Raw genomic sequence first — 12,302 nt, 5'->3', positions numbered from 1 at the left:
CCTCCCCTTGCCTCCCTTGGCCCCTTGCCTCCCTTGACCCGTTGCCTACTCCCCTTGCCTACTCCCAGCGGAACCAGCGCGCGGCGGCGGTCGTGAGCAGCACCGTCCAGAGCGCGAGGACGCCGAGGTGGTCCCAGCCGGGCCAGTCGCCCGCCGCCGCCTCGTTCAGGGCCTGCGCGGCCGCGCCGAACGGGGTGTAGCCGACGGACCGGGCCAGGGCGTCCGGCATGGTCTGCACCGGCATCCACACACCGGCGCAGAACATCGCCGGGAAGAACACGGCGGACCCGATCGCCGCCGAGATCTTGGTGGTGCGGGACAGCGCGGAGAGCACGGCCCCCAGCGCGAGGGCGACCAGGACGGCCAGGACGAGGGCCACCGCGTAGCCGAAGGGCTGCTCGGGCAGCCGTACGTCGAAGGCGAGGCGGCCGACCGCGAGGACGAGCAGCGCCGACACCAGGGCGGCACCGCCGTACAGGAACATCTGGGCGGACAGCAGGGCGGCGGGCCGGACCGGGGTCGTGGACATCCGGCGCAGGACGCCGCGCTCGCGGTAGCCGGTGAGGGTCTGCGGCATGGCCTGCACCCCGCCGACGATCAGGCCGAGCAGCACGCTCACGGGGACATAGCCGTCGACCGGGCGCAGTCCGCCGTAGGCCGGGTCGGCCTCGCGGAAGGACGGGATCGAGCCGAGGATCAGGAGGAGGAGGGTGGGGAACGCCAGGATCCAGAAGAGGCTGCCGGGTTCCCGGCGGAAGAGACGGAGCTCGGTCCGCAGGACGGCGGTGTTGAGGGATGCGACGCTCATGCCGCTGCCTCCTTCGTACCGGCCTTCGCGCCGGGCTTCGTGTCGGGCTTCGTGTCAGCCGTCGCGCCGGACCTCGTATCGGCCTTCACATCGGCCTTCGCATCGGCCTTCGCATCGGCCTTCCCATCGGCCTTCCCATCGGACTTGCCATCGGACTTCGTGAGGTCGAGGAACGCGTCGTCCAGCGTGGCGTCGGTGACCCGTAGGTGACGGGCGGTGGTGTGGGTGCGGGCGAGGAGGGTGAGCACGGCGTTCACGGTCTCGTCGGTGCCGGAGAGGGTGATACGGCCGTCCTTGCGCTCGATCGCCGCGAGCGCGGGCAGCGCGTTCAGGTCACGGTCGTCCAGCGGGGCGGAGGGCGTGAAGCTGATGACGGTGGCGCCCGCCGAGCGGCGGATCAGACCGGCCGGGGTGTCCAGGGCGGCGATCCGGCCCCTGTCGATCACGGCGATCCGGTCGCACAGCCGCTGCGCCTCCTCCATGAAGTGGGTGACGATGAGGACGGTGACACCGTTCGCGCGGATGTCCTCGATCAGCTGCCAGGTGTCCCGGCGGGCACGCGGGTCGAGCCCGGTGGTCAGCTCGTCCAGGACCACGATCCGGGGGTCGCCGACCAGCGCGAGCGCGATGAACAGCCGCTGCTTCTGGCCGCCGGAGAGCTTGGCGAACCGGGTGGAGAGCTTGTCGGTCAGGCCGAGCCGTTCGGCCAGGGGCCGCCAGTCGAGCGGCCTCGGATAGAAGGCGGAGTACAGCTCCAGCGCCTCACGGACGGTGAGTTTGGCCTGCAGCTCGCTCTCCTGCAGCTGCGCGCCGAGCACACGGCGGGTGGCCTCGTGCTCGGCGACCGGGTCGAGGCCGGCGACCCGGACCCGGCCCGCGTCGGGCATCCGCAGGCCCTCGACGCATTCGACGGTGGTGGTCTTGCCTGCGCCGTTCGGGCCGAGGATCCCGAAGATCTCGCCCTCCTCGACGGTGAAGGAGACACCGTCGACGACGTTCCGGCCGCCGTAGGCCTTGCGCAGGCCGGTGACCTCGATGACGGGTGTGGACGACTTGTGTGGCATGTGTCGAGAATCCCGGCGGAACGCCCGTGAGCACATCGGCCATCGCGCTCGAAAGGACATCAGCCGATCGGTGGATGTGCCGGTACGACCCCTCTGAGCTCCCGGTACACCCCTGTGCCCGCCCGGGTCGCAGGACCGGCGGCCGAACGCGGTCCGGCCAAAACTCGGTGGGCGTTGTCAGTGCCGATCCGTAGGCTCGCTGCTGATGCCCACGACACGTGCAACCGCCGAGGAACCCGACCGGAACCAGGAACCCGAGACCACCGCGCCGCCCGAGAAGGCCGAGAAGGCCGGGCCGCCCGAGGAGCCCGAGAGAGCCGAGCGGGCCGGGGAGGCCGAGGGGCGGTCGGCCGTACGCACGCTGCTGCGGCTGTGGCCGTATGTGCGGCCCGTGCGGGCGCGGCTGACCGTCGCCGCGCTCGTCGCGATAGTCGCCTCGTGCGTGGGCCTGTTCATCCCGCTCGTCCTGAAGTGGATGGTGGACGGCCCGATCGCCGACCGGGACCCGGCGGGCGTGTGGCTGGGCGCGCTGTACCTGCTGCTGCTCGGGCTCGCCGAGGCGCTGCTGTTCGGGTTGCGGCGCTGGCTCGTGGCGCGGCCCCTCGCCGGGGTCGAGGCCTCGATGCGCGCGGATCTCTACCGGCATCTGCAACGCCTCCCGGTCGCCTTCCACGACCGCTGGGCCTCCGGTCAACTGCTCTCGCGCGGCACGACCGACCTGATGCTGCTGCGGATGTTCCTCGCCTTCCCGCTGACGTTCCTGCTGGTCAACGCGGTGACCATTGTCGTCGGCGTCATCATCATGCTCGTCCAGGACTGGACTCTCGGGCTGGTCATCCTGGGCCCCGTCGTCCCCGTGATCGTCACCTGCGTCCTCTTCGAGAGGAAGTACGCCGCCGTCGCGCGCCTCGCGCAGGACCAGGTCGGCGATCTGACGACCGTCGTCGAGGAGAGCGTGCTCGGGATCCGCATCATCAAGGGGTTCGGGCGGCACCGCAGCCAGGCGCGGGCCTTTCGTGAGCTGTCGCGGACGCTGCGCGGCACCGAGCTGCGCAAGGCCCGTCTGCTGTCGGCGATCTGGGGCGTCATCATCACGCTTCCCGAGCTGGCGATCGGGGCGGCGCTGGTGGTGGGGGTCGTCCAGGTCGCGGACGGGGTGCTCTCGGCGGGCACCCTGGTCGCCTTCCTGTCGACGGCCCTCGCGCTGCGGTGGCCCGTCGACTCGATCGGCTTCCTGCTGGCGATGAGCCAGGAGGCGGCGACGGCGACGGAGCGGTATTTCGAGGTGATGGACGAGGAGCCGGAGTCCAGCGGGCACTCTCGACTTCGCTCGACCGGGGGGACCCCCATCGCCCCAGCGGCACGGCTGCCCGCGGCTGAGACGGCTGAGACGGCTGACGGAACACTCGGCCTCCGGTTCCACGCCGTCACCTTCCGCTACCCCGACGCCGCCCCCGACACCACCCCCACCCTCGACGGCATCGACCTCCACATCCGCGCCGGCGAGTCGATGGCCCTGGTCGGCGCCACCGGCTCCGGCAAGACCACCCTGACCGCCCTCGTCCCCCGCCTGCACGAGGTCACGTCCGGCCGCATCACGCTGGACGGCGAGGACATCACCGCGATGCCCCGGGAATCGCTGCGCGCCCTGGTCGCCGTGGCCTTCGAGGAACCCACCCTCTTCTCGGCGACCGTCGGCGAGAACGTCCTCATGGGCGCCCGGCCGGACGCGGGCGAGCCCGAGCTGGACCGCGCCCTGGCCATCGCGCAGGCGGAGTTCGCGCACGCGCTCCCGCAGGGCACCGGCACCCAGGTCGGCGAGCAGGGCCTCAGCCTCTCCGGCGGCCAGCGGCAGCGCCTGGCGCTCGCGCGGGCGGTGGTCGGCAGACCCCGCTTCCTGGTCCTCGACGACCCGCTGTCGGCGCTGGACGTGCACACGGAGGCCGCGGTGGAGGCCGCGCTGCGCCACGTGCTCGCGGAGACGACCGCGCTGATCGTGGCGCACCGCCCGTCGACCGTGCTGCTCGCCGACCGTGTGGCCCTGCTCTCCGGCGGCCGGATCACGGCGGTCGGCACCCACCAGGAACTGCTGCGCACGAACCCGGAGTACGCCCATCTGATGTCCGGCACCGAGGAGGACGAGCGATGACGGCGCCCTTGACCACCGCGCCGGACAAGGACCCGAACGAGGAGCCGAGCAAGGAACCGAACGAGAATCCGGGCAAGGCGACTTCCCTGGAGAAGCCCCCGAGCGGCGACCGGCCCACCACCACGCACGAGGCCGCCCCCGCCGGCGACCCGTTCGACCACGACGACCTCCCCACTCCCCCGGGCGCCACCCTCGCCCTGCTGCGCTCCCTGCTCGCGCCCATGCGGGCCCGCGTGATCATGGCGAGCGTGCTGCTGCTGCTCCAGCAGGCGGCCGTGCAGGCGGGCCCGCTGCTGGTGGCGTACGCCATCGACAGTGCCGTACCGGCGCTCCGGGACGGCCGGCACGGGCCGCTGATCGCGGTGGGCGTCGGGTATCTGGTGTGCGCGCTGGCGGCCGGCGGGCTGCAGTACGCGTTCATCGGGGCGTCCGCGCGGGTGAACCAGGACGTGCTGCTGGATCTGCGCGGCCGGATCTTCCGGCACGCGCAGGCGCTGAGCATCGACTTCCACGAGCGGTACACCTCGGGCCGGCTCATCTCCCGGTCCACCACGGACGTCGAGTCGCTGCGCGAGCTGCTCGACGAGGGGCTGCAGGAACTCATCGGCGTGATCCTCGCGTTCGTCTACATCTCGGCGATGCTGCTCTGGCTGGACCTCGGTCTGGGCGCGGCGGCGCTGGCGTCGTTCGTGCCGCTGTACGGGTTCGTGCGGTCGTACCGGCGGCGCGCGGCGAGCGTCTACACGGCCCGGTCCAGCGCGATCGCGGCGGTGATCGTGAAGTTCGCGGAGACGATGAACGGCATCCGCCCGGTGCGGGCGTTCCGCCGGGAGGCCGCGAACGACACGGAGTTCGGCACCCTGAACCGGCATCACGAGCGCAAGAACGGCGACGCGATCCTGGAGATGGCCCGCTATGTGGTCTGCTCCCGTGTGGTCGCCAACATCACGGTCGCGGCGATCGTGCTCTGGGGCGCGTACCGGGTGGCTTCGGAGACGCTGGCGCTGGGTGTGCTGGCGGCCTCGGTGCTGTATCTGCGGCGCCTGTACGACCCGATCGACCGGCTCGGCATGTTCCTGAACTCGTACCAGTCGGCGGCGGCCTCGCTGGAGAAGATCGCGGGCCTCCTGGCGCAGGTCCCGTCGGTCCCCGAACCCGCCGAGCCGAAGGAGCTGCCCGCGGCGTCCAGCGAACTGCCGGGCCGCGAGGTCGTGTTCGAGGACGTACGGTTCGCGTACCGCACCGGCGGCGAGGTCCTGCCCCGCTTCGACCTCACCCTCGCGGCGGGCAGCACGGTCGCGGTGGTGGGCTCCACCGGCGCGGGCAAGTCGACCCTCGCCAAGCTGGTGGCCCGCTTCTACGACCCCTCGTCCGGGCGGGTCCTCCTCGACGGCGTCGACCTGCGCGACCTCTCGGTGCCCGAGCTGCGGCGCGGGGTGATCATGGTGACGCAGGAGTCGTTCCTGTTCTCCGGCACGGTCGCCGAGAACATCGCCATCGGCAGCCCCGACGCGACGCGCGCGGACATCGAGCGCGCCGCCAAGGCCATCGGCGCCCATGACTTCATCACCGCCCTGCCCGACGGCTACGACACCGACGTACGCAAGCGCGGTGGCCGTATCTCCGCCGGGCAGCGCCAACTCGTCGCGTTCGCCCGGGCGTTGCTCGCCGACCCGGCCGTCCTCATCCTGGACGAGGCGACCAGCTCCCTCGACGTCCCCGGCGAACGGGCGGTCCAGCGCGCCATGGCGACGGTCCTGCGGGGCCGTACGGCCGTGGTGATCGCCCACCGCCTGTCCACGGTCGAGATCGCCGACCGGGTCCTGGTGATGGAACACGGCCGGATCGTGGAGGACGGCACCCCGGCGGACCTGATCACGGGGGCAGGGCGATTCGCAGATCTGCACCGGGCCTGGCGGGACAGCCTGGCGTAGACGCGCCGCGCCCCGTCAGGGGCGCGGGGAACTGCGCGAGAAGCCCCACCGAACCCGCACCAGGAATCGAACCCACTCCTCCCCATCCAACTCCACACAGAAAACCGGGGGCCGATGATCAACGCGTACGAGGACCCCGGCACCCCCGACCGCCGGGGCGGCGCCCACTACCTGTGGTGGCTGGTCAAACAGCAGGCGCCCCGCTCCGCCCTCGGCACCCTCATCTCCTGCGTCTGGATGATCCTGCTCGCTGCCACCCCGTACCTGCTCTCCCGGGCGATCGACGAGGGCCTGGAACCCGGCGACTACGGCGCCCTGACCGCCTGGACGGCCGCGCTCTTCGGCGTGGGCGTCTTCAACGCCTGGCTCAGCATCATGCGCCACCGCACGATGACCCGGGTCCGGATGGACGCCAACTTCCGCACGGTGAAGGTCGTGATGGCGCACGCGGTCCGGCTGGGGGCGGCCCTGCCGCGTCGCGTCGGCGCCGGGGAGGTCGTCACCATCGGCGTGGGCGACGTCAACACGATCTCCTCCTCCCTGACGGTCCTCGGCCCGGGGGTCGGCGCGATCGCCGCGTATCTGGTGGTCGCCGGGCTGCTCGTGTCGGTCTCCCTCCCCATCGCGGCCGTCGTCCTGCTCGGGATGCCGCTGGTGGCCGTACTCGTGGGGCCGTTGATGCGGCGGCTGCAGGGCACGGAGACGGAGTACCGGGAGCGGCAGGGCGTGCTGACCGCGCGGATCGCGGACCTCGCGGGCGGGCTGCGTGTCCTCAACGGGCTCGGTGGCAAGGGGCTGGTCGCGGACGCGTTCCACCGGGACTCGCAGCGGCTGCGGGCGCAGGGGTACCGGGTGGGGTCGGTGACCAGCTGGATGCAGGCGCTCGGGGTGGGGCTGCCGACGCTGTTCCTGGCGGTGGTGACCTGGCTCGCGGCCCGGCTCGCCGCTCAAGGGGCCATCACCGTGGGCGAGTTGGTAGCCGTGTACGGGTTCGTCACCGTGCTGGTGCGGCCGGTGTCGTTCCTTGTCGAGATGGGGTACGAGCTGAGCCGCGGGGTGGTGGCCGCGCGGCGCGTCATCCGGTTCGTGAGCCTGGAGCCGCTGCCGGACCGAGGCACCACGGACGCGCCCGCCGAGCCCTCGACGCTGCACGACCCGGAGTCGGGCGTACGGGTGCCGCCGGGGCGGCTTGTCGCGCTGGCCGCCGACCGGCCGGCCGAGGCCGCGGCCGTCGTGGACCGGCTCGGCCGGTACGCGCCGACGGCGGTGACCTGGGGCGGAATCCCGCTCGACGCGATCCCGTTGGCGCAGGTCCGCGCGCGGATCCTGGTCGCCGACCACGAGGCCGACCTGTTCGCGGGCCGGCTGCGCGAGCTGCTCGGCGGCCAGGGCGACGTCGACGACGCGACGGCCGCGCGGGCGCTGCGCGCGGCCGTGGCCGAGGACATCGTGCAGGGCCTGGCGGACGGCCTCGACTCGGCGGTCGACGCGCAGGGCCGCAATCTCTCCGGCGGCCAGCGGCAGCGCGTACGGCTGGCGCGGGCGCTGGTGGCCGACCCCGAGGTCCTGCTGGCCGTCGAGCCGACCTCGGCGCTCGACGCCCACACCGAGGCCCGGGTCGCCCAGCGGCTGCGGGCCGCCCGCGAGGGCCGTACGACGCTGGTCACCACCACCTCGCCGCTCGTCCTCGACCACGCGGATACCGTCCTCCACCTGGTCGACGGCAAGGTCGCGGCCCTGGGCACCCACCGCGAACTGCTGGCCGGTGAGCCGGGATACCGGGCGCTGGTGGCGCGGGACGCGGGAGAGGAAGAGGTCACGAGCACGGACCCGGACACTGACCCAGACACGCGCACGAGCCCGGACCCGGCCCCAGCCCCAGCCCCAGCCCCAGCCCCAGCCCCAGCCCCAGCCAACAGCACGGTCGAGGAGGTCGCACGGTGACGACGGCTGAACCCGTATCCCCCGCCGCCCCAGGCCGGCTGCCCATCGCCGACGCGGCCTCCGTACGGCGGGCCACCGTACGGCTGGTGCGGGCGGACGGGCGGGCGTTCCTCGCCGTGCTGGGACTGAACGGGGCGGCCGCCGCGATGGGGCTGGCCGGGCCCTGGCTGCTGGGGCGGATCATCGACGAGGTGCGCGGCGGCGGTGGAGTCGGGGCGGTGGACCGGCTGGCTGCGGTGATCGTGCTGTGCGCGGTGGCGCAGTTGCTGCTGGCACGTTGGGCCCGCTATGTGGGGCACCGGTTCGGGGAGCGGACGCTGGCGCGGGTGCGGGAGGAGTTCGTGGACCGGACGCTGGCGCTGCCGGCGTCGGTCGTGGAGCGGGCGGGGGCCGGTGATCTGACGGCGCGCGGCACGGCCGATGTGGACGCGGTGGGCAAGACGCTGCGTGATGTGGGCCCCGAGCTGCTGATCAGCTCGGTGCAGGCGGTGTTCCTGATCGGCGCGGTGTTCGCGCTGGACCCGCTGCTCGGGCTGTGCGCGCTGTTCGGGCTGAGCGGTATCGGGGTGGTGCTGCGCTGGTATCTGCGCCGGGCGCGCGCCGGGTATCTCGCGGAGGGCGAGGCCAACTCGGAGGTCGCGGAGATCGTCGCGGCGACCGCGTCCGGCGCCCGTACGGTCGAGGCGTTGCGGCTGGAGCGACGGCGGATCGCCGTGAGCCGGGACGCGCTGGAGACGTCCCGGCGGCGGCGGTTCCACACCCTGTTCCTGCGGACGGTGTTCTTCCCGGGGGTCGATGTCTCGTACTTCGTGCCCCAGGTGCTGGTGCTCCTCGTCGGCGGGGCGCTGCTGGCGCGCGGCTCGGTCAGCCTGGGCACGGTGGTGTCGGCGGCCCTGTATCTGCAGCAGCTGAGCGGCCCGCTGGACGAGATCCTGATGCGGGTGGAGTTGTTGCAGAGCAGCGGCGCCTCGTTCGCCCGGGTGGAGGGTCTTGCCGGTGCCCCGCGCTCGGATTCCGACGGCACCCCGGAACCGGCGGACGACCGCATCGACGTGACGGGCGTCCGTTACGCGTACGACCGGGGCGGCGAGGTGCTGCGCGGTGTGGATCTGACGGTCCGCCCCGGTGAACGGCTCGCGGTGGTCGGCCCGTCCGGCGCGGGCAAGACCACCCTGAGCCGTCTCCTGGCCGGCATCGACGCGCCGACCGAGGGCATGGTGACGGTCGGCGGTGTCCCCGTGGTCGGCCTCGGCCCCGAACGTCTGCGCCGCCAGGTCGTGCTGGTCACCCAGGAGCACCATGTCTTCCTGGGCACGGTCCGCGACAACCTCCTGATCGCCGAACCGGCGGCCACGGACGAGGAGTTGTGGGCGGCGCTGACGGCGGTGGGCGCGGACCACTGGGTCCGTGACCTCCCCGAGGGCCTCGACACCCGCCTGGGCGAGGGCGGTCGCCGCACGGACGGCCCCCAGGCCCAGCAACTCGCCCTGGCCCGCGTGGTCCTGGCCGACCCGCACACCCTCATCCTGGACGAGGCCACCGCCCTGCTGGACCCCACCACCGCCCGGCACACCGAACGCGCCCTCGCCGCCGTCCTGCACGGCCGTACGGTCATCGCCATCGCCCACCGCCTCCACACGGCGCACGACGCGGACCGGGTCGCCGTCATGGAGGACGGCCGCCTCACCGAACTCGGCACGCACGAGGAGCTGGTGGCGGCGGACGGGGCGTACGCGGCGCTGTGGCGGAGGTGGCACGGGGAGGGGGCGGCTTGACGGCGGTCGCCGTCCGCGGAACTCACTGATCGCGGCTCACTGACGGCCGCCACCGGCGCCGCAACGGATCAAGTGCCCCACGGCGAACAGTCCGTATATCGAACATGACCAACCGGGCAACGGAGGATTTCCGGCCAACTTGTTGACGCGCTCCTGACAGGAAGCGCAATCTCCTGCCACTCTGCCCACAACCGCGGCACAGCAACCTCACAAGTGGCTCCGGCCGTGCCGCGAAAGCACCCCCCACGCATGTGGTTTAAGCGTTCACCAGTTCTCACCTTGTTCTGCCCGGGCGGTCACCAGCCGTCCGTTCTCCCCTGGCCGCGCGAACCGCGGCCACGCAGAAGGAGTCAGTGTTGAGACGCCAGTCCCACAGACGCACCTCCCACACCGGTAACACCTTCGGCCACAGCACCCGGCGGCGCGCGGCCGCCGGCGCGCTCGTCGCCGTCACCGCCCTGTTGGCCGCGGCCGTCCAGTCGGGCGCCGCCACCGCCGCCCCGGAGAAGGCACCGTCGGCCGCGGGCAAGGCCGACCCGGGCGCGCTCTCCGTGAAGCTCACCCCCGCCCAGCGTGCCGAGCTGATACGCGAGGCCAACGCGACGAAGGCGGCGACCGCCGAGGAGCTGAACCTCGGCGCGAAGGAGAAGCTCGTCGTCCGTGACGTGCTCAAGGACCGCGACGGCACCGTGCACACGCGGTACGAGCGGACGTACGAGGGCCTCCCGGTCCTCGGCGGCGACCTGGTCGTCGAGACGTCGAAGGCGGGCGAGACCGAGGGCATCGTCAAGGCCACCAAGGCGACCATCAAGGTCCCCTCGCTGAAGCCCACCGTCACCGCCGGCAAGGCCGAGAAGCAGGCCCTCGGCGCGGCGAAGGCGGAGGACGCCAAGAGCCCCGAGGTCAACCGCGCACCCCGCAAGGTCGTCTGGGCCGCGAGCGGCAAGCCGGTCCTCGCCTACGAGACGGTCGTCGGCGGCTTCCAGCACGACGGCACCCCGCAGGAACTGCACGTCATCACCGACGCCACCAGCGGCGCGAAGCTGTACGAGTGGGAGGCGGTCGAGACCGGCACCGGCAACACGGTGTACAGCGGCTCGGTCACCCTCGGCACCACGCAGTCGGGTTCGACGTTCAACCTCACCGACGGCGCGCGCGGCGGCCACAAGACGTACAACCTGAACCGCGGCACCTCCGGCACCGGGACCCTGTTCTCCGGCCCCGACGACGTCTGGGGCAACGGCTCTCCGTCGAACCTGGAGTCGGCCGGCGCCGACGCCCACTACGGCGCTGCGCTGACCTGGGACTACTACAAGAACGTGCACGGCCGCAGCGGTATCCGCGGCGACGGTGTCGGCGCCTACTCCCGGGTGCACTACGGCAACAACTACGTCAACGCGTTCTGGCAGGACTCCTGCTTCTGCATGACGTACGGCGACGGCTCGGGCAACGCCAACCCGCTGACCTCGATCGACGTGGCCGCGCACGAGATGACCCACGGTCTCACGTCCAACACGGCCGGCCTCAACTACTCCGGTGAGTCCGGCGGTCTGAACGAGGCCACCTCGGACATCTTCGGCTCGACGGTCGAGTTCTACGCGGCGAACTCCTCCGACGTCGGTGACTACCTCATCGGCGAGGAGATCAACATCAACGGCGACGGCACGCCGCTGCGTTACATGGACAAGCCGAGCAAGGACGGCTCGTCCAAGGACGCCTGGTACTCGGGCATCGGCTCGATCGACGTGCACTACTCGTCGGGTCCCGCCAACCACTTCTTCTACCTCCTCTCCGAGGGCAGCGGCACCAAGACCATCAACGGCGTCACCTACGACTCGCCCACCTCGGACGGCCTCCCGGTGACGGGCATCGGCCGCGCCAAGGCGGAGCAGATCTGGTTCAAGGCGCTGACCACGAAGTTCACGTCGACGACCAACTACGCGGCGGCCCGCACCGGCACGCTCGCGGTCACCGGTGAGCTGTACGGCACCACGTCCGCCGAGTACACGGCGGTGCAGAACGCGTGGGCGGCCATCAACGTGGGTGCGCGGCCCGGCGGTGGCGGGGGCGGCGGTACGTCGTTCGAGAGCACGACCGACGTTTCGATTCCGGACAACGGCGCGGCGGTCACCTCGTCGATCACCGTCTCCGGCCGGACCGGCAACGCGCCCTCGAACCTCGCGGTCGCCGTGGACGTCGTCCACACCTACATCGGTGACCTCCAGGTCCAGCTGGTCGCCCCCGACGGCACGGCGTACACGCTGAAGGCGTACGGCACCGGCGGCAGCGCGGACAACATCAACCAGACGTACACCGTGAACGCGTCCTCCGAAGTCGCCAACGGCGTCTGGCAGTTGCGGGTCCAGGACAACGCGGCCCGGGACACCGGGTACATCAACAGCTGGAAGCTGACGTTCCCGTAGAGGGAGCGCGGCGGAACACATAGGCAAGGCGTCGCCCCGGCGGGTCACTTCCCGCCGGGGCGACGCCTGTTCATGTTCCCGAAACATTTGTCGGACAGTCGACTTTCGGCCAACATCACTTTGCCCTCATGACATGAACACGCCCCGGATGTCACTCTTCCCTCACCCGCCGCACCAGCACCAGAGCATTCCCCCACATAAGGAG

Annotated in this window: 6 protein-coding genes and 1 pseudogene; 5 read left to right on the top strand and 2 right to left on the bottom strand. The window is 72.0% G+C overall.

The window, feature by feature from the left end:
* Positions 1-58: 58 nt before the first annotated feature.
* Positions 59-808 carry an ABC transporter permease gene (locus tag ABT147_RS37590; RefSeq protein ID WP_351414866.1) on the bottom strand — a complete coding sequence of 250 codons (750 nt, stop codon included), beginning with the start codon at positions 806-808 and terminating at the stop codon, positions 59-61.
* Positions 809-960: 152 nt separating this feature from the next.
* Positions 961-1,908 (bottom strand): annotated as a pseudogene (locus tag ABT147_RS37585) (ABC transporter ATP-binding protein); the annotation flags it as partial.
* Positions 1,909-2,077: 169 nt separating this feature from the next.
* Between ABT147_RS37585 and ABT147_RS37580 the strand changes: the two are divergent.
* The 5 genes from ABT147_RS37580 (at position 2,078) to ABT147_RS37560 (ending at position 12,097) form a co-directional block, all read left to right on the top strand.
* Positions 2,078-4,021 carry an ABC transporter ATP-binding protein gene (locus tag ABT147_RS37580; protein WP_351414860.1) on the top strand — a complete coding sequence of 648 codons (1,944 nt, stop codon included), beginning with the start codon at positions 2,078-2,080 and terminating at the stop codon, positions 4,019-4,021.
* Positions 4,018-5,955, top strand: a complete 1,938-nt coding sequence (locus ABT147_RS37575) for an ABC transporter ATP-binding protein (RefSeq protein WP_351414858.1) — start codon at positions 4,018-4,020, stop codon at positions 5,953-5,955. Before ABT147_RS37580 ends, ABT147_RS37575 begins: the two co-directional genes overlap by 4 nt.
* 114 nt (positions 5,956-6,069) lie before the next feature.
* Positions 6,070-7,899, top strand: a complete 1,830-nt coding sequence (locus ABT147_RS37570; protein ID WP_351414856.1) for an ABC transporter ATP-binding protein — start codon at positions 6,070-6,072, stop codon at positions 7,897-7,899.
* The gene (locus ABT147_RS37565) at positions 7,896-9,674 is read left to right on the top strand and encodes an ABC transporter ATP-binding protein (protein ID WP_351414853.1); all 1,779 of its coding nucleotides are present in this window, start codon (positions 7,896-7,898) and stop codon (positions 9,672-9,674) included. The genes ABT147_RS37570 and ABT147_RS37565 overlap by 4 nt, the downstream gene beginning before the upstream one ends.
* A 353-nt stretch (positions 9,675-10,027) precedes the next feature.
* Positions 10,028-12,097: a M4 family metallopeptidase gene (locus ABT147_RS37560; protein ID WP_351414851.1), complete on the top strand. Its 2,070-nt coding sequence runs from the start codon at positions 10,028-10,030 to the stop codon at positions 12,095-12,097.
* The last annotated feature ends 205 nt before the right edge of the window (positions 12,098-12,302 follow it).

This window comes from Streptomyces sp. NPDC001868 (assembly GCF_040297125.1).
Taxonomy (GTDB): Bacteria; Actinomycetota; Actinomycetes; order Streptomycetales; family Streptomycetaceae; genus Streptomyces.
Note: the sequence above shows the minus strand (reverse complement) of the source record. Positions and strands in the feature narration are given on the sequence as shown.